Below are 19711 nucleotides of genomic sequence, written 5' to 3'. Positions count from 1 at the left end.
TTGCGACATTAGCTGGCGCCATTAGGCGCCAGACAGGAAACTAGAAGTTGCTTCGATGTGTTCAAAAAACGGCTGTATCACAAGTTTAAATTGCGGAACAAGTTGGGAAGACTCCCACCACTCACTGCTATTTAGTGTCGTGAAGGTATCAACAAAGAACAATACCGCAGAAACAATTAACACACCTCTAAGCGCGCCAAATACGATACCTAATACTCTGTCAGTACCCGATAGACCCGTTTTTTGCACTAACTGCCCTAAAACATAATTAATTAACGCCCCAACAATCAGTGTGGCAACAAATAGGGCAGCAATTGCGGCGCCATTTCGGAACATCTCATCTTCGATATTGGTAAAGTACACCGCAAGTTTTGCGTAGTACTGGCTGGCAATAAAAAATGCGCCGAACCATATCACTAAAGACATTGCCTCTTTGGCAAATCCGCGAACTAAACTGATTAAAGCTGAAAGCCCAATCACACCCAAAATGACAAAATCTAACCAATTCATGAATTCTTCATCTCAAGTTGGCGCGCATTTTAACAGAAAAATCCGCGACGCAAACGTTTTCTTATGGATTTAGTGGTTTAAATTTGAGCAATTGACCTTTTGAACCGGTAATTTTCTCCAATTCTAGCAATTGCTTCTCAAGTTTACTTTTTGAAACATCTGGACCTATGATGACACGCGTAAAGGTGGCTTCCTGTTTTACATGTGCTTGATAGCCGCGTTTTTGTAGGTCGGCAACAAGACCGCGAGCATTATCTGCATTCTTAAGAGCCATAAGCTGAATAATCCATGCACTATCAGCATACTCATTACGCTCAGGCACTTCTTTCACTGCAACATCCACGACATCACGCCGATCTTGTTCGGCCTGCTGCTCAGGTGTTGCAGCCAACTCTTCCCCTACTGTTGCTTGAACAGGCGAGTCAGGTAACACCGATGTGTCTTCTTCTGGCTCTAGTACCTCAAAGCTTTCTACTTGAGCGCTGATTTCAGGCTTAAGCGGAATACTGGCAAACTCTTCTTTGTAATGAAGCTTTTTACCATCAAGTAGGTCAGGCAAAATGATGACACCAACTGCGACCAATACTATGGTACCCACCAAGCGGCTTTGAAATTTACTCGCCATTGATACTCCTTAATTACTTTATTGCTCTTGAGCGTCTAACTTTTCACAATGCTCAAGAACTTCGCCAACGGTATGGAAGGATCCTACGACCAAAATCATATCGTCTGACTTTGCTTCACTTTTCGCGGCTTGATATGCACTTACTGGGTTGTCATATCGATTTAGAGCATTGCCAGACATTAAATGCTGGCACAGTTCGTCTGCACTCGCCGCTCTTGGCCCTGATAATGACGCCGGATACCAATCTTCAGTTAATGGGTTTAACACTCGAATGGTCTCTTCGATATCCTTATCATGCAACATGCCAATCACGACTTTAAATCTGCGATTTGGGTAATGCTTAGAAAGCTGTGCAACCAGATACTCTGCTGAATGAGGGTTATGAGCTACATCGAGAATGGTTACTGGCGATCCGGTTAGCATCTGCATACGACCCGGAAGACGCGCTTGCTTAAGTCCATTCACGATATTGACGTCGGAAATGTCTAATTCAGCCGCCCCTAAAGCCATCAACGCAGTGTTGGCGTTCATTAGCGGCAAAACTGGTACGGGCAAATCCTCGAGCATGAAGGTGCCATGTTGCCATGCCCATGTATGTTCTGACGTCAGTTTGTAGTCAAATTGAATACCCGTTTGGTAGAAATTTGCCTTAATATCATCAGCATGCGCAGGTACAGTTGCAGGAGGTTTGGGCTGACCACATATCGCAGGTTTTCCAGTTCTAAAGATTCCTGCTTTCTCGAACCCAATGACATTGATGTCGTCACCCAGCCAATCAACATGATCTACTGCAAGACTAGTAATGACCGAAACGTCGTGATCAACCACATTGGTTGCATCAAGACGCCCACCCAGGCCCACTTCCAGTAGAACCACTTCCACTTTGTTTTCCTGAAACTGTCGCAATGCGGCAAGCGTCGCGTACTCGAAAAAGCTAAGGCTGACTTCGCCGCGTAGCTTTTCGATATAGTCAAACGCACGAGTGTGTGATTCATCAGGAAGATCGCTACCATTAACGCGAACACGTTCGTTGTAACGGATAAGGTGTGGGGAACTATAAACGCCGACTGAATAACCTGCATCTAGCAAGATTGCTTCCATAAGCGCGCAGGTGGAGCCTTTACCGTTAGTGCCAGCGACGGTAATGACTGTTGGGGCAGGTTTGGTCAATTGACCTTTTTGGGCGACTACCGAAACTCGATCTAAACCTAGGTCGATAGCACTAGTATGAATACTATTTAAGTAATCAAGCCACACCTGTAAAGAAGATGTGGCTTGTGGAATGGATTGTGAACTCATTTAGCCGTCAATATCTTAACGTTTGATAACTTAGTGAGTACTTTACCCTTTTTCGTCCGCTTCTGGTACTTCATATGTAGGTTCTTCTGGAGAATCTTCAACAGAGACCACTAAAGGAGACGCTTTATTTGTCATTTTAGCAAGCAGGCTACCTACGCGTTGACGCATTTCACGGCGGTCAACAATCATATCAATCGCACCGTGCTCAAGTAAGAACTCACTACGTTGGAAGCCTTCTGGTAAGTCTTCACGAACCGTTTGCTCGATAACACGACGACCAGCAAAACCGATCAGTGCCTTTGGTTCACCGATATTGATATCACCCAGCATTGCTAAACTCGCCGATACACCACCCATAGTTGGGTCAGTCATAACAGAAACGAACGGTAGACCTTTTTGAGATAGGCGCTCCAGTGCAGCACTGGTTTTCGCCATTTGCATTAGAGACATTAGTGCCTCTTGCATACGTGCACCGCCACTGGCAGAGAAACACACTAAACCACAGTTGTTTTCTATAGCGGCTTCTACTGCACGAACAAAACGAGCACCAACCACAGAGCCCATAGAGCCCCCCATGAAGGAGAACTCAAATGCACATGCGATGACTGGGTTACTTAGTAGTTCACCTTGCATGACAACGAGTGCATCTTTCTCACCACTGTTTTTTTGAGCAGCAGAGATGCGCTCTTTATAGCGCTTTGAATCTTTAAACTTTAGCTTGTCTTGTGGCTCAAGTTCTGTACCAAGTTCAACACGATTGCCTTCATCTAGGAATGTTTCTAGACGACGACGCGCTTTCATTCGCATGTGGTGGTCACACTTAGGACACACCTCTAGATTACGCTCTAATTCAGCATGATAAAGTACTTGCTCACAGGAAGTACATTTAGTCCAGATACCTTCTGGGATAGACGCTTTGCGCGAGCTAACGATGTTGCTTTTTTCTAAAATTTTTTCAAGCCAACTCATGGAAGACCTTTTCTCTTGTGACCCCCGCCTAATGGCGAGAGATTGAAATTCTAATTAATGCCGTTGGATTAAACCATATTACAGGCTAACTGTAGATAAAAAACTGGTTGTACCTATCCTTGTGACATTGCCATAAATATTTGTAACGCCGAAAGTCTCTACTAATTTTCGAGTACAATTACCAACCAGAGTTCAAATCATTCGGCAAAAATAGTGGACCAATTGGTGCTTCTGGGAGCTGGTACTCACTTGGGTAATCCACATCTACCAAATACAGGCCTTCGGCTTTAGCCGTTGCGCCAGCTAGCTTGCGATCTTTCTGCTGCAATAGCCATTCAATCCACTCTGGTGGCTGATCTCCTTTACCCACCACAATCAAGCTGCCAGTGATATTACGCACCATATGATGAACAAAGGCATTCGCTTTGATATCAATTACTACATACGGTCCATGGCGAGAAACATTGAGGTGCATGATGTTACGCCATGGGCTTCGAGACTGACAGTGAACCGCTCTAAATGAGGTAAAGTCGTTTTCGCCCAGCAAATATTGACCTGCCTGGTGCATTTTTTCTGCATCAATTTCGCCATGATAATGACTAATACCAGAAGACAAAATGCCAGGTCGCAACGCGTGGTTAAAGATCACATAACGATAGCGTCGAGCGGTCGCTGAAAAACGAGCATGAAACTCTTCAGGGACTTCTTTTGCCCAACGCACAGCGATATCCTTAGGAAGATTCGCATTCACGCCCATGGTCCAGGCAGCTGGCTTACGAATGACAGAAGACTCAAAATGAACCACTTGCCCAGTGCCATGTACACCAGCATCTGTTCGACCAGCACACTGTACTTCTACCGGTTGATTTGCAACGATCGATAGCGCTTTCTCCAGTTCTTCTTGCACACTAGAGACGTCTCTTTGTCTTTGCCAACCGTAGTAGTTTGCACCGTTATATTCGATACCTAATGCAACTTTCATCGTTTTCTCTGTCTATCTGTCAATTTTCAAAGGGGGCAAAGTATATACCCAACTCATAAAGGTATAAACCCGCGTGTGGTGAATCCTTTGTCATCAAAGCGTAAAAGCAAAAACGGCGGTCATTCAACCGCCGTTTTACATCACTTTTACTTACTGGTATTCGGAAAGCTTAGCCAGCAAGGCCTTTGCTTCTGATTGAATATTGCCACTACCTTCTAGTAGCGCTTTCTCAAGTAATTTCACCGCACCTTCAAAATCGTTCATTTCGATATAGATCTTAGCAAGGTCAAGGTTACCTGCGGCTTCGGAATCCGAATCAACATCGACTTCAGTAATAGGACCAATGACATCAGGGAACTCATCCAATCCCACATCTAATTTCAACTCTTCTTCCTCATCAGCGGAAGCATTGTCGTCGACCTGTGCCATCAGCTCATCAATCGTCATAAATTGATCTGCGCTGTCCTCAAAGTCGGCAACAGGGTCTTGGGAAGCCCAGTCCTCTTCACTGGCATCAACTAAAGATCCAGCATGAGTATTGTTCCAAATTTCCTGTTCTTCATCTGGGATTTGGTGATCGATCGATGCTCGCTGCTCATCAGTCAATGAGAAACCATTCCAGTCTTCTCCACCTTCTTGGTCTGGAGAGTCTTGCAGCATCACACCTAAATCCATCCCAGCACTATCCGCCGTGGTTTGGTCAACAGGGCTAATATTTGAGAACGCTTGCTCGCCCTCTTGCAGCAGCTCCCCAAGCTGACCTTCTTGCTCTATAGCTGACATGTCTACCATAGAGAAAGCATCTGCTAGAGCATCAATTTCTGAGTGATCTAATGTTTCACCTACCATGTCTTGCTCAACTGCAAAACTCGGCTCGCGTTCAGAAGCGGACGACTCCATATCCGCCGCAGCTTGTGACTCATCGTATTCCGGTAGATCCTCTAACGAAATAGCGCCATCGGTGATCTCATCCTGAACCAAAGGCTCATGAACAAGCTCAGGCTCTGCTTGCTCACTATCCGCATACGCGTCCTCTTCGGTGTAATCAGGAAAATCAAACTCTTCAATCGGTTCTCGTTCCGGCACCGTTTGAGTAGCATCTGATTGAGGGGCAGTTTCAATGTCACTCTCTGTGTTGTGGGCAACTTCTACCTCTTCTGGCAATTCAATGTCATGAAGTACAGCTTCAATCTCCGCTTCGCTAACATCGCTAGGCTCAGACGCCTCTTGCTCTATTGGTTGTCCTGCCAACACATCAGCAAGCGCATCTTCTTCGCTATACTCAGGCAGTTCATCATCGGCCATAGCAAAATCGGCAGCCAGTTCCGAATCCGGCTGTAATGTATCCTCAGCGTCACCCTCTGCATCGGCGAAAGCATTTTCTTCGTTATATTCACTTTGCAAAGCTTTGGCTAAAAAGTCATCGTCAGACTCTTGCTCTTGCTCTTGCTCTTGAGATGATTCCGCCACTTCGGCTTCTAGTGCAGTTGATGGAGTATTTTCATCATCTATCAACCAATCATCATCTTGAGGAATTCCAAACTCATTCGCCATCAAAGCTTCAAGTTCTTTCTGTTCTTGCGAATCATCACGCGGCACTGTGTCCGACTCTCCTACCCCTTCAATTTCAGGAAAGAAGTCGAACTCATCTTCAAATGCAGTACTCGCATTGTCACCGGCTGACGTTTGTTGCTGATGCGCCTCGTGATGTCGCTCGTTCTCTTGCGAAACTTCGCTTTCAAAACTTGACGGTAACGACGGTTCAGCAATGCCTTGTTCATCTGAAATAGAATCAACGTCAGGAACATTATTATCTAAGTCATCTAATGTTGATGGCTCTTCCACTTGAGATTGTGCTTCGCCGGCAGGAGCTTGCGAAGATGAAGACACATCCATCGAATCTAGCTCTTCGATATTGACTTGCTCAGCCTCAGCAGTAGCTGGTAGCAACTCAGCATCTAATGCCAGATCGAGGTCATCCTCTAAGCGCTGCTCTTCAGTTACATTTTGCGCTGCGGCAGCCGTGCTCTCTTCGACCAACTTATCTACATCTGCACGTTCTTCTACATCAGTACTTTCTGCCACAGCCATTACGTCGTCATTCTCAGGCTGTTGTGCTAGTGGAGATTCGGCTTCTACTGTTGAAGGCTCAAGGTTTGATGGCTCAAGGTCAGAAAGTTCAAGTTTGCTGTCTTCGATCTCACTATCTAAATCAATATCTGCGCCGATTAGGTCGTCAGAGGCAAACGGGTCAAGATCAACAGCTTGTTTCTCATCAGAGGTTGAATCGCCTAACGTACTTTCAAACAGTAACTCATCAAGTAAGTCGGTATTGTTTTCATCAAGCTCTAAGTCTTCATCTGCCAGTAAAGTGACGTCATCTAGGTCTAAATTCTCGGAAGATTCAAACTCCTTGTCAGTGGCTTCTTTCTCATCAGCATCGACTATTTCATCGAGCATTAGATCAGAATCATCCAAATCAGACAGCTCAAAATCCTCGTCCAGCATATCGTCTAGAAGTGTGATTTCTTCGTCTTGTGCCAGTTCAGAGGTATTAGACTGTGGCGCTTCAGGCGTTGCGTCTATTTGTGAGAACTGGGCAAAAAGGTCATCAATATCGGCATTGTCAACAGGTTCATCTGCTTGCTCTGGCGTCATCTCTAATGCGGTTTTGTTATCCGTCTCAATATCTAGATCATCCAGATTGAAGTCACCATCACTTTCTAGATCAAAGCTATCACCCGCAAGTAACTCGTCCATATCCGCTTGATTTAGTGAGTTTTCAGGTTCCTCCGAATCAAGGTCAGCCATTTCAGTACTAGACGTGCCGTTAAAATCAGCGAATAGATCGTCGAGCTCTTGTTGAGAAACAGGCTCTGAATCTGTATCAGACAAGTTTAAATCGAGGTCATCTTCTGCATCTGGAACAGCAACATCGTTGAGTGCACGCTCCATTTCTTCAAGACCTAATGCTTTTTCACCATCTTTAACGCTGATACCGTTATTACTCGCGTCAAGATCAACAAAACCGATATCCAGTTCACCATCTTCATCGATACTGGCAAACGGGTCTTCTTCATCATCGTCTAAATTGAAATCAAGATCGCTATCATTCAAATCGGCGAAGATATCATCTTCTGGCTGTTGCTCTACCTCTAATTGGCTACTGTCATCATCTTCCTCAATCCCGGCAAGCAGGTCATCCGAGAACGGGTTATCATCATCCAGAGCATCAACCGCAACAGCTGCAGTAGCAACACCAGCAGTCGCTGCTGCAACATCAGACGACGGGTTTGAGGTATTGGCTTCTTGATTACTAGCAATCTGCGTCTTTTGCTTACGAGATCGTAAAACCATCATTACCAACAAGCCGATCAGCAATGCAGGAACAAATGCTAATAAAGCAACAAACCAAGGCTTAGCTAACCAAGTATCCAACTTGCTCGGCGCAAGCCTTGCCATCTCTGCTTGCTTGCGTTTCTCTTCACTGAGCTGTCGCTCAACCTCTGTGCGAATGCGCTCTTCGTTGCTGACTTCAGTTTTTAGAACTTCCACTTCATTTTGGACTTCTGACAGCATCAACCTCAATTGATGATTACGCTCTTCTAGGGAAAGCAATTCACTTTCTGAACGCGTCAACTCTTCCTGAAGCTTTTGAGTTAGCTCTTGTGCTGGCGGCTTAATCTCACCCGACTCAATTAAGCCTTTCGCCGCTGGGATAACTTGCTCTAAACCTGTTTGAGGTTTGATGTCCGAAACTTTTTCTTGCATGACTTGCGAAGGAACCGATTTGGTTGTCGCCGAAGTTTCAACCGTTGGTTTCACATCAGCAGGTTTTACCTCAGGTTTTGATTCAGCGACCACCTTAGCCTGTCTCTGTGTCGCTGCTGAATTGAGTTTATTTTGATGGGCAGCAAGTACGGCTAAGGCTTCTTGTAAATCGACACGATTGATTTGAGCGTCAGATGGGATGCGTAGCTCGCTGTTAGGTACCAGCTTATGAATATTATTTTGCTCAAATACAGCAGGGTTGAGTTGATAAAAGGCGTAAATCGTTTGTTGTACGGTAGCGTCTGCTGGTTTAAATCGACTTGCAATCGACCAAAGAGTTTCGTTGACTTTAGTGGGCCCATAATAGCGAGCAGGCGTGTCAGAATCTGGAGTAACTTGATTACGAATTGGCTGTGAAAACTGTGGCGCAGCCAGAGCTTCACCGTTAGGACCAGTTAATCGAATAGTATCAGCGCTGATAGAAAAAGAAGTCGTCGCTCCTGCTAGTGCAAGTGTCACCAGCAAAGGCTTTAAAAAATGATGCATGGAAGGCTCAGCTGTCTGCGATAAAAAATACAAATCTAATCTTGGTACTATATCGGATAATCACTGCAAAACTATAGCTCAGCCTTGAAAAAACATGATTCAAGCATGATATTCGTACCAATTTTGTCACACTATACAGAACAAAGGCCTCTAACAAGAGGCCTTTAATTATCAACTTAAATCGAACGTAACGCGTTTAGAAGTAATCACGAATTAACACTTCTGCAATTTGCACCGCATTCGTCGCTGCGCCTTTACGCACGTTGTCTGCCACTACCCATAGGTTGATACCACTGTGGTGACTGATGTCATTGCGAATACGACCAACCATAACGTGGTCTTTGCCACCCGCATCACGAACTTGAGTTGGCATATCTTCACCATGGAATACTTCAATACCGTCCGTTTGTTCTAACAGTTGCGTCACTTCTTCCGCTGAAATTGGTGCACGAGTTTCTAAGTGTACCGCCTCAGCATGTCCGTAGAATACTGGAACTCGAACACACGTTGGGTTCACCATGATGCTCGCATCATTGAAAATCTTCTGAGTTTCCCACACCATTTTCATTTCTTCTTTGGTGTAGCCGTTGTCCATAAACTGGTCAATCTGTGGAATACAGTTAAATGCGATTTGCTGGCTAAATACTTTATTTTCAACTGGTTTGCCATTTAGTAGCATTGCCGTTTGACCCGCTAGCTCATCAATACCTGTTTTACCCGCGCCAGACACTGACTGATACGTCGTGACATTAATACGGTCAATGCCTACTGCGTCATGAATAGGCTTCAATGCAACCAACATTTGAATAGTTGAACAGTTTGGGTTAGCGATAATGTTACGGTTACGGAACTCAGCAATCGCTTCTGGATTAACTTCCGGAACAACCAAAGGAACATCATACTCATAGCGGAAGTTTGAGGAGTTATCGATAACAACTACACCTTCATCGGCCGCAATTGGTGCCCACTTAGCTGATTGCTCACCACCAGCAGAGAACAGTGCGATGTGAACCTGAGACCAGTCAAAGTTTTCTACATTCTCTACTCGAACGGTTTTGCCATTAATGCGATAAGTTTTACCTTCACTACGCTCGCTAGCCAGCAAGTAAATGTCACCCATTGGAAATTCGCGTTCTTGAAGCACTTCCACCATAGTTTCACCTACAGCGCCGGTTGCTCCAAATACAGCAATATTAAATTGTTGGCTCATTGGTTACCTCGATTTGAAATCCTAGTTCTGCTAAAGGTGCTAAATTGCATGAATCGCTACCCTTAACAAGGATGGCGCCATATTCACGCCTATCCCAATAATTTTTGCGCATTTTATCAAAGCCGCCTTCATTGTGAATTTCACGGCGGAAAATTGCGTCGTCTTTGCGTACATCATAGATGATTTGAGTCATGCTATGCAGTGTCGCTTCATCCCACTCTCTATCTAATGTAATTTGTGGAATGGGTGCAATAGGTAATAAAGCATCTGGGTTAGCACGTTCAGATAGCTGCAAAAATTCGCAATAGCTATTGAAGATCATCGTGGTACCGCGAGCTTTACCCTCTAAACCATAGCCTGCAATATGAGGGGTCGCGAACGTTAACAGAGGAAGCAGGTCGAAATCAACTACTGGTTCAAACTCAAACACATCAAGAACAGCAGTAAACCCATCATTCTTAAGTAGTCGCTGCTTTAGAGCAGCATTATCCACCACAGGACCTCGTGCTGCATTTATTAAGATTTGGTCAGATCTAAAATTGTTTAAACGCGCTTCATCGATTAAATGATGAGTCGGAAATTCACCATCTCGTGTGATTGGCGTGTGCATAGTGATGACATCAGATTGCTCCAACAGTACATCTAGATCGGTAAATTCACGGCTATCGCCTTGTTGCTGCTTAAGAGGGTCGTTGAGCAGAACCTTAATACCAATACCTTGTAAACATTTTTGGAGATAGCTTCCAACTTGACCACAACCAACAATGCCCACTGTTTTATCAAAAATACAGAAGCCTTGTTGCTGAGCAATAACCATCAAGCTACTGATCACGTATTCCGCAACGCCAACCTTATTGCAACCTGGCGCAGCAGTGAAAAAGATACCACGCTGTTGCAACAATGCTTGATCAACATGATCCATGCCTGCTGTCGCTGTACCGACAAATTTCAATTTGTTCGCTTTTTCTAACAACGATTCATTCACTTTTGTGATCGAACGTATCATCAGCGCGTCAACGTCAATAAGGTCGTCAGCAGTTAGCTCACGTCCTGGTTTCGCTATCACTTCACCTAACTGCTCGAACAATTCGACAGCATAAGGCATTGCTTCATCAACAATAATCTTCATTGTTTTGTCCAAAGGGTGTTGTCCTTACCTAGGCATGAATTGTGCAAGATCTTCACCACAGTGTCGAGAGAACTCTTTTCAAATTCCCTAGATAGAAAAATGCCCAGCCAATAATGGCTGGGCAATATCCAGAACAAAAGGATTTTAACCCGCTCTCCAGGGGTTAAAACTTGCGTCTGCGACCAATTTTCACTGGTCAGCTCTGGAAATCATAATAACTGATTATCCAGTCTTAGCCTTGATACTTTTTCAATACTAACGTTGCGTTAGTACCGCCAAAGCCAAAGCTGTTTGACATCACTGTATTCAGTTCTTGTTCACGAGTTTCAGTAACAATATCTAGGCCTTGGGCTGCTTCATCCAGTTCTTCAACGTTGATGCTTGGTGCAATAAAGCTGTGATGTAGCATTAGCGCAGAATAAATTGCTTCATGAACACCAGCTGCTCCCAATGCGTGACCTGTCATTGCTTTTGTCGCTGAGATTGCAGGGCTATTGCCGCCGAATACTTCTTGAATAGCGCCCAGTTCTTTTACGTCGCCAACAGGAGTTGATGTTCCGTGAGTGTTTACATAATCAATCACTTCTACATCTTGCATCGCCATCTTCATACAACGAACCGCACCTTCGCCAGATGGTGCTACCATGTCGTAGCCATCAGAAGTTGCACCGTAACCTACGATTTCACCGTAGATAGTCGCGCCACGAGCTAGAGCGTGCTCAAGTTCCTCGACAACAACCATACCGCCACCACCAGAGATAACAAAACCGTCACGGTTTGCATCGTAAGTGCGAGAGGCTTTTTCTGGTGTTTCGTTGTATTTAGTAGATAGTGCGCCCATAGCATCAAACATCATAGTTTGAGTCCAATCAAGCTCTTCACCACCACCAGCAAATACGATGTCCTGTTTACCAAGTTGAATCAGTTCCATCGCATGGCCAATACAGTGTGCCGACGTCGCACATGCAGAACTCATCGTGTAGTTCACACCACGGATTTTAAATGGAGTAGCCAAACATGCAGAAACAGTTGAAGACATAGTACGAGGTACCATGTAAGGACCAACACGCTTCACGCCTTTCTCGCGAATAGTGTCTACCGCAAGTGTTTGGTTTAGTGCTGAAGCACCACCAGAACCAGCAACAATACCCGTACGGTCATTTGACACTTGGTCTTCTGTTAGACCCGCATCAGCAATGGCTTGTTCCATAGATAGATAAGCGTATGCCGCAGCATCACCCATAAAGCGCATTTTTTTACGATCAATGTGCTCAGCAGGGTTGATTTTCAGGTCGCCCCACACTTGAGAACGAAGGCCCATCTCTTTGAACTGCTCAGAGGCGTTAATACCAGAACGGCCTGCTTTTAGAGACGCTAAAACTTCTTCTACGTTGTTACCGATGCTCGAAACAATACCCATACCGGTAATTACGACTCGTTTCATGTGACTTTCCTATAAATTCAAAAACTGCTAAATGATAACGAAGATACAGGATATAAGTGGTCAGCTTTCCCATAAATTCGTACAATCCGCACCAATAAATGCTATCGATGCCCTAATAACTGTAGTTGTGATAACTTTCTAGTAACGGGTATAACACAAGTTAAGTGTCAATATTATGACTTCCATCACTCACGCTCAACTCGACTGGAATGAGTCGGGTACTCCAGTTTCAGACCAATTTGACGATGTTTACTTCTCTAATGTCAATGGGTTAGAAGAAACACGTTACGTTTTTTTGAAACAAAATCGCCTTCCGGAGCGTTGGCAGGATTTCGAACAACGACGTTTTGTCATTGCTGAAACCGGATTTGGTACCGGCCTTAATTTCCTCGCAGTATGGCAATGGTTCGAACAGTTCCGAATGAGCAACCCGGATTCGACACTTCAAGAACTGCATTTTATTAGCTTTGAGAAATACCCTCTCTCAAAAACCGATCTAGAAAAAGCGCATCAAGCATGGCCGGAGTTAGCGCCTTATGCCGAACAGTTGCAAGCACATTACCCTATGGCTGTACCGGAATGTCATCGCATTGTCTTAGCGGATGGCGCGATAACGCTGGATCTCTGGTTTGGCGATATAAAAGACTGCATGCCGCTAGTACCCACACCAAACGAAGGTATAGTAGATTGTTGGTTCTTAGATGGTTTTGCGCCAAGTAAGAACCCAGAGATGTGGAATCAAGAGCTGTTTAACGGCATGGTTAAGCTCGGTAAACAAGATTGTACTTGTGCAACGTTCACGGCAGCAGGTTTTGTTCGAAGAGGTTTAATCGAAGCTGGTTTCGATATGCGTAAAGCCAAAGGTTTTGGCACAAAGCGTGACATGATTGTCGGTCAAATCGCACAGAAAATGCCCTTCACAAACTATCACTCACTGTATTATCGACCAAATCTAAATACACCAGAACAAGTAGCCATCATTGGTGGTGGTATTGCCAGTGCTTGCCTAACAAAAGTGTTAGCAAATCGAGGAATTCACAGTCAACTATTTTGCAAAGACAGTGAACCTGCTCAAGGTGCATCCGGAAACAAACAAGGTGCGGTTTACCCACTTCTTAACGGCGAACACAAAGGCGTATCGAGAGTGTTTGCTCCAGCATTTATTTATGCCCGCCAGTTTGCGGAGCAAGCAGCAACCACAATCCCTTACGACCACGACTGGTGCGGTGTCACGCAACTGATGTGGGACGAAAAATCTGCTACTAAACTCGAACGTATGTTGTCAGGAGGCTTTCCGACAGCGCTTATCCATAAGTTGGATGCAGAACAAACCTCAGAGACCATCGGCCTCCCTTCGCCGCATGCGAGCATTCACTACCCTCTCGGAGGTTGGTTATGTCCATTCCAGCTCACTCAAGGTCTAATCCAAAGTAGTGTAAACGATGGAAAAAGTAGTGCTTACTTTAATTTAGAAGTAGCTGAGCTAAAACAAGCGCAGGACGGAAAGTGGCAAGTCATCCTCGTTGACGGCACTATCCATCAAACTCACTTCGACACAGTTATCGTTGCTAATGGCCATAAATTCAGTGCTATAAAACAAACAGAGAAACTGCATCTTACGGCGGTAAAAGGACAAGTCAGCCATATTCAGACGACAGATAAGCTCAAATCGCTAAAGTCGGTGCTATGTTATGACGGTTACATGACGCCAAACAATCCACAAACAGGCACCCATTGCATCGGCGCAAGCTACGATCGAAAACACATCGATAACCAATTTGATCAACAAGCTCAGTTCGAAAATGCAGAAAAACTCAGACACTGTATTCGAGACGTCGAATGGGTAAATGAGGTAGACACCTCAGATAACCAGTCACGACAGGGGATTCGCACCGTAAGTCGAGATCACTTACCCTTCGTTGGTCAAGTGTGTGATTTTGATAAGCTGGATGCCTCTTATTCCGAGGACGACAACACGTTAAGTGAACTTCCGAATTATGGCGGCTTATATTGTATGCTCGGTTTAGGCTCTAGAGGACTGAGTTCTGCGCCACTTTTGGCTGAGCTATTAGCCTCTGAGATTTGCGGTGATCCTCTTCCGCTACCCGTGGATGTTTTATCACAACTGCATCCCGCAAGGGCTTGGGCAAAACGAATCATAAAATCAAAACCTTTATCCCTATAAGCAAACCCACATCAGCCACGCCCTACCTCGTGGCTGATGTCTTTCATTTCTGCTATCTCAAAACCAAAAAAGCGTTCAAGAAATGAGAAACTCGAATAATCTGCAACAAATTCAAACCAATCCATTCGACTTAATGTGATCTAAATCCCATAATTTTCTCTAACACAGGGAGTGTTAGTATGATTTGGAGATCCATTTGGTTGATATGCTGCTTGCTTATCATTCATAGTCCGTTCGCGTTGAGTGCGAACCAGAACATGACGACAAGAGTTCTATTCGTTAACCCAGGCTTCGCCGATGAGAGCTTCTGGGGAGACGTTGACGGCTACGCTCAAGCAGCGGCATCCTCGCTTGGCTTAACCTTGGAGATACTTCACGGCAATAGAGACCACATTCTGACACAACAGTTGCTTGCAGAACGGATGCAAGTTTTACCCAAGCCCGACTATGTCGTTCTCGTTAACGAAAAAAGCAACGGCCTTGCATTATTGAACATGCTATCTGAATCAAATTGCTTTGTTTCCTTCGTACTTAACGACCTCTCCCCTTCAAGCAAACAAACGCTGCGAACCGATCCAATATGGAATACGCGACTTATGCCTGGCGTATTTCCCAATAACTTTAATATCGGATATCTCACTGCCAAAGATCTGTATCAAAAAGGAAAGGATAAACAAGGCGCCTTCTTAATCCTGTCAGGAGATAAAAACACTCCAGCCTCAAACAATCGCGAAGCAGGTGCTATGGCGTTTGTGATGCAGCAAGAACACACTACGGTTGCGCAGCGAGTTTACGGAGACTGGCGAGAGGATCTAGCTTATGAACAAACCAAAGTCCTGCTTAAACGCCATTCAAAAGTCCGTTACATCTGGACCGCCAACGATCACATGGCATTTGGTGCTCAAAAAGCAATTAGCGAAGCGGGACGCAGTATCGGCAACGACATCTTTATTAGCACGATCAACACCTCACAGTCGGTACTATCGGAACTGAAAGATGGACACATTACTTCTTTGGGCGGTGGACACTTCACAGCAGTCGGCTTGCAAATGGTTAAGATTCATCATCACCAGAAAGACCAGCGTTGGCCACAAAGAACCAAATTCAATCTATTTCAAATCATTCGTTACCCCTCTGAGCTTTTCTCTACGCTTGAGGACAAAGCATGGAGCAACATAGACTTCGAAAATATCGACATTTTTGCCAACCCAATCGACCCTTTTGTTGTCAAAAGTGAGTGAACGATAGATGCAGCGCTTCAATGCTATGTCCATCCGCAACAAAATTATCACTATTTTGATTATCGTCACTGGTACGTTGACACTCTTCAACATCGCTATTCAAGCCTACATTGATTATCGACAAGAAATACACAAAGTGAACAAACATGCTCGAGCGCATGTACATTCGCTCACCTATCCCATTGCAGAATCATTGTGGGATCTAGACCTCTCTCAACTTCAGCAACTTATGCTGAGCATTAGTGAAGATGATTACATTCGTAATATTCGATTAACTGGTGTCGATGGCACCTATTTAGACGCCAATTTATCACCAAACATCAAAACCAGCCCCTCGATATTGGAACTGCGATATAACGGCCGCTACCTAGGCAACATCTCCTACATGATTGACGACAGCATTATCCAAGAAGAGGTGATATCTAAGCTTGCATTTGGGTTGCTACTTAATATTATCGAAGCTGTTATTATTCTTGTCGTTATTCTCTTTATTGTTCGTAAGCTGATCACGACGCCACTCTTAGAACTCTATCGTCTTTCGAAAGATATTAGTCCAAGAACTTCAAGCAAAGTTAAACTGCCCCACAGCTTAACTGAGCGTAAAGATGAGTTAACTTACGTTGCTCACGCCTTGCAAAACCTAAACAACACTTCTCGAAATGCGATTGCGGCACAGAAAAAAACTGAACGCCAGCTATTGCAGCATCAGAGTCAACTTAAACATTCTATTGAACAGCAAACGGAAGCATACAAAACGCAAAGTAAGTTACATCGCATTTTGGCAGATATGTCATTAAACATTCTCACATGTAACGAAGATAATGTTACCGAAGTGATGTATAGCGCGTTTGAACCGATAGGACGAGTTTTAGAAATTGATCGTATTAGCATACTCTCAATCCAAGAACAGATGGCCACGTTTAGCTATTCATGGCGGGCTGATGGTTCAAAAAATCCTTTAGGTGAAGGTTTTAATATCGAAGCCATGACATTACTGCAAAGGCGTTTACTGTCTCTCGACCCCATCATTATTGATGACATCGAATCGATTAAAGACAGTGCACAAACTGAATACGCACTACTCAGAGCCCAGAATGTCAGCTCTATTGCTCTATTTCCTCTTATTGATGGTCAGTCTGTCTTCGGCATATTGAGTGCGTCTAACTTGCATCATCACCAGCAATGGACAGAAACACAGAAAACCATTTTAAGTCGATTATCAACCACCGTTAGTGAACTGCATATTCGCTTGAAAAATCATAACGAGATGACTGCCTTACAAGATGAGCTCATCGAAACAAATCGCAGGTTACATATCGCTGCCGAAACAGATGAACTAACTGGCCTACCCAACCGCCGTCCCTTTATGTCTGAGCTCGCCCACAACACCGAAAGCCTCTTTGTTAGTACCATTACGACTATGATGATAGATGTCGACCACTTTAAGCAATACAACGACACCTATGGTCATGTCCAAGGAGACTTTGCCCTTCGTTATGTGGCGCAAGCACTCAAGCAGGTGTTGTCTCCCTGTGGTCATATGGTGGCAAGAATTGGGGGAGAAGAGTTTTGTGCACTTCTCGTCAATACCTCACAAGAAGAGAGTGTCGTGCTGGCACAGCAAATGCGACAAGAAGTAGAGAAACTCAACATCACGCATTCCGGTAATGACCCTTATGACATTGTGACCATTTCCATTGGTGTCGCGTTTCAGCACTTAGGTGACCATCCAATTACTCCACAAAACATGCTTGAAAATGCGGATGAAGCCCTCTACGCCGCCAAAAAGCGAGGTAGAAACCACGTAGAAATCGCTGCTGGCACGAAATGGTAAACCTCATCAATTCATTGATTTATTATCGTCACCATAAATTCTTGCATTTTTTTGACAAAGCAAGGCTGTGTAAACTGCACACTTTGCCGTTTTTTTTGTTCCACATACTGATTTTTGGTTGATTATGAGAAGAATATTATTACTACTTAGTTTAGCTTTTACGTTTGTTCAGCCTAGTTTTGCGGACGTAAACACTGTACCAGTAGGGATAAGACCATGCTGCGCCTTTGGAACAGGCCTAAAAGCAGAGCTAGGAAGCGTTCCCGTCCCTTTCTACTCCATTAAAAACGTACTTAATGTCGAAGACGTTGATGCTCATGTGTTTAATGATGGTTCTTCGAGTGTCATAGGGAGTCTTATCGGCACGTCAGACGAAGTTAACGGTCTGATATTCTCAAATAAAGGTGGCTTCATCGATACCGCGCATGTGAGAGATACTGCAGACTTCACCTTATACCTATATCACAGCATCAAAAATCGCGACAGTGACGAATTTGAATTGGCTCTGACGCCAGAACTTCGTGCTCGAAGAATCGTGTTCAATAATTTAGACCAGCTTGACTCAGCTAACAACGAACAGGCAAAGCTCGCAGGTTTATTGGCGTTTCGTCTTGCACAGTGGCATGAAATTGCTCAATGGTATGGGTTAGTGTCTGTCGGCGGGTTTAAAGAGTATCCTTCCGCCTTCTCTCCAGAAGATTTGTACTCAAATATGCTAGGTGCGCTAATCGCGATGGAGATCATTAAGATCAACCCTGACATCACTCAAGATGCCTTTGTCGTGTTATTTCCACAATACTTCAGAAAACACCTAAAGATGTTAGATGCCCAAGACGAAGACACCACCATCGCACAGCTTAAAAAGCTGGATGGTATCTGGTGGGATAGTAGCAAACGCTTACCAAATAAATGGGTAGTTAAGACTCGCGATTACCACTACAGCCTAGATTTGGTCCCAAATGGAGTCACTAAAGGTACACCACTTTCCTTGTCATCATTGAACGAGCTTGAACAGTTTGGTCAATTACAGCTCGTTGCTGCTGACAAGATCGCTTCGTTTGATATACTGCCGTCCGCATTAAATGAGAAAGAGATCTGGACTCATGAAGAGTTCCAAATGATCGCCAATATTTCTAAATCGGTCGATGATCAAGATGCGAACAATCGCAACGATGCCCTAATAATGAAGTTGAATTAACACTATGAGTGAAATACAAAAAAACACCGGAATTAAACGTATTATCTATGCCGCCCGATATTCTTGGTCGGGGCTAATAGCAGCATGGAAGAACGAGGCAGCCTTTCGTCAAGAAGTGGTCGCACTGATTGCCGCTGTTATTATTGCTTTGCTCATCGATGTTTCTCTTTTTCAGAAAGTGGCTCTGGTCGGTAGTGTTGTATTTGTCATGATAGTCGAACTGATGAACTCAGCGGTTGAAGCCGTAGTTGATCGAATCGGTTTAGAACGTCATGAGCTTTCAGGCCGCGCAAAAGACCTCGGCTCTGCCGCTGTGTTTCTGGCAATTGGTTTAGCACTTATGATCTGGGCATCCATATTTTGGTCGCATTTCATCGGCTAATTCCGCCACAGCCGTCTAACTTCTAATTTCAACTCAAGGCTTGAACCTAACCTAGGTTCGAGCCTTTGTTTTATCTAGCGCTCATATTTTGAGCCGCCTTTTGACACCTATGATATTGAATTGATCTTCAAGGAACTCTTTGCAAATAAAGAGTTATCTACCGTTCCTCAAGCACTTTCGAAACGCTCTGACTATGCAGGGTTCGTCGATTGGGAGTCGCCTTTGGTGGACTCTTCACCTGTGCAGAAAAACGAAATCTGCGTATTGGTGAAAAGCTAAAAGCCGCCGACAGTGTGTCTGATCACGACCATTTCCACGGAGATTTTGACCAAGACAGGCAATAAGCCAACTTAGGCTTAATAAATAAGGGTTTCATCAGTTTTCTG

General features: G+C 44.5%; 14 protein-coding genes and 1 pseudogene. 6 read left to right on the top strand and 9 right to left on the bottom strand.

The features are described from left to right. Positions 1–21 precede the first annotated feature (21 nt). From JKJ11_RS05090 to fabB, 9 genes are all read right to left on the bottom strand, one after another. Positions 22–510: a CvpA family protein gene (locus JKJ11_RS05090; RefSeq protein ID WP_006071324.1), complete on the bottom strand. Its 489-nt coding sequence runs from the start codon at positions 508–510 to the stop codon at positions 22–24. Between the two features lie 61 nt (positions 511–571). Continuing rightward, positions 572–1135: an SPOR domain-containing protein gene (locus JKJ11_RS05085; RefSeq protein WP_124940827.1), complete on the bottom strand. Its 564-nt coding sequence runs from the start codon at positions 1133–1135 to the stop codon at positions 572–574. Positions 1136–1153: 18 nt separating this feature from the next. Next, positions 1154–2434 (bottom strand): bifunctional tetrahydrofolate synthase/dihydrofolate synthase, encoded by a 1281-nt coding sequence (gene folC / locus JKJ11_RS05080; protein ID WP_124940826.1) that lies wholly within the window; start codon positions 2432–2434, stop codon positions 1154–1156. 42 nt (positions 2435–2476) lie between these two features. Further along, positions 2477–3403, bottom strand: a complete 927-nt coding sequence (accD, locus tag JKJ11_RS05075) for an acetyl-CoA carboxylase, carboxyltransferase subunit beta (protein WP_124940825.1) — start codon at positions 3401–3403, stop codon at positions 2477–2479. A gap of 178 nt (positions 3404–3581) precedes the next feature. Next, complete coding sequence (gene truA / locus JKJ11_RS05070) at positions 3582–4385, bottom strand: tRNA pseudouridine(38-40) synthase TruA (RefSeq protein ID WP_124940824.1); 804 nt, start codon at positions 4383–4385, stop codon at positions 3582–3584. Between the two features lie 150 nt (positions 4386–4535). Further along, positions 4536–8702 carry a FimV/HubP family polar landmark protein gene (locus tag JKJ11_RS05065; RefSeq protein WP_252038818.1) on the bottom strand — a complete coding sequence of 1389 codons (4167 nt, stop codon included), beginning with the start codon at positions 8700–8702 and terminating at the stop codon, positions 4536–4538. Between the two features lie 196 nt (positions 8703–8898). Further along, entirely contained in the window at positions 8899–9912 is a 1014-nt protein-coding gene (locus JKJ11_RS05060) for an aspartate-semialdehyde dehydrogenase (protein WP_124940822.1), read from the bottom strand. After that, positions 9896–11041: a 4-phosphoerythronate dehydrogenase gene (locus JKJ11_RS05055; protein ID WP_252038817.1), complete on the bottom strand. Its 1146-nt coding sequence runs from the start codon at positions 11039–11041 to the stop codon at positions 9896–9898. Before JKJ11_RS05055 ends, JKJ11_RS05060 begins: the two co-directional genes overlap by 17 nt. A gap of 232 nt (positions 11042–11273) precedes the next feature. Beyond that, positions 11274–12485, bottom strand: coding sequence for a beta-ketoacyl-ACP synthase I (gene fabB, locus JKJ11_RS05050; protein ID WP_006071332.1), 1212 nt, complete (start codon positions 12483–12485; stop codon positions 11274–11276). A 175-nt stretch (positions 12486–12660) separates the two neighbouring features. Between fabB and mnmC the strand changes: the two genes are divergently transcribed. The 6 genes and pseudogenes from mnmC to JKJ11_RS05020 form a co-directional block, all read left to right on the top strand. Continuing rightward, positions 12661–14670 carry a bifunctional tRNA (5-methylaminomethyl-2-thiouridine)(34)-methyltransferase MnmC2/FAD-dependent 5-carboxymethylaminomethyl-2-thiouridine(34) oxidoreductase MnmC1 gene (gene mnmC, locus JKJ11_RS05045; RefSeq protein WP_239913934.1) on the top strand — a complete coding sequence of 670 codons (2010 nt, stop codon included), beginning with the start codon at positions 12661–12663 and terminating at the stop codon, positions 14668–14670. A gap of 179 nt (positions 14671–14849) precedes the next feature. Further along, positions 14850–15911 carry an ABC transporter substrate-binding protein gene (locus tag JKJ11_RS05040; protein ID WP_124940819.1) on the top strand — a complete coding sequence of 354 codons (1062 nt, stop codon included), beginning with the start codon at positions 14850–14852 and terminating at the stop codon, positions 15909–15911. Positions 15912–15918: 7 nt separating this feature from the next. After that, entirely contained in the window at positions 15919–17745 is a 1827-nt protein-coding gene (locus JKJ11_RS05035; protein WP_252038816.1) for a GGDEF domain-containing protein, read from the top strand. Positions 17746–17869: 124 nt separating this feature from the next. Next, positions 17870–18943: a DUF4056 domain-containing protein gene (locus JKJ11_RS05030; protein WP_006071337.1), complete on the top strand. Its 1074-nt coding sequence runs from the start codon at positions 17870–17872 to the stop codon at positions 18941–18943. A 4-nt stretch (positions 18944–18947) separates the two neighbouring features. Then, the gene (locus JKJ11_RS05025) at positions 18948–19325 is read left to right on the top strand and encodes a diacylglycerol kinase (RefSeq protein WP_252038815.1); all 378 of its coding nucleotides are present in this window, start codon (positions 18948–18950) and stop codon (positions 19323–19325) included. Between the two features lie 87 nt (positions 19326–19412). Beyond that, positions 19413–19669 (top strand): annotated as a pseudogene (locus JKJ11_RS05020) (hypothetical protein); the annotation flags it as partial. Between the last annotated feature and the right edge of the window lie 42 nt (positions 19670–19711).

Origin of the sequence: Vibrio sp. SCSIO 43133, assembly GCF_023716845.1 — a bacterium.
GTDB classification, from domain to species: domain Bacteria; phylum Pseudomonadota; class Gammaproteobacteria; order Enterobacterales; family Vibrionaceae; genus Vibrio; species Vibrio mediterranei.
Note: the sequence above shows the minus strand (reverse complement) of the source record. Positions and strands in the feature narration are given on the sequence as shown.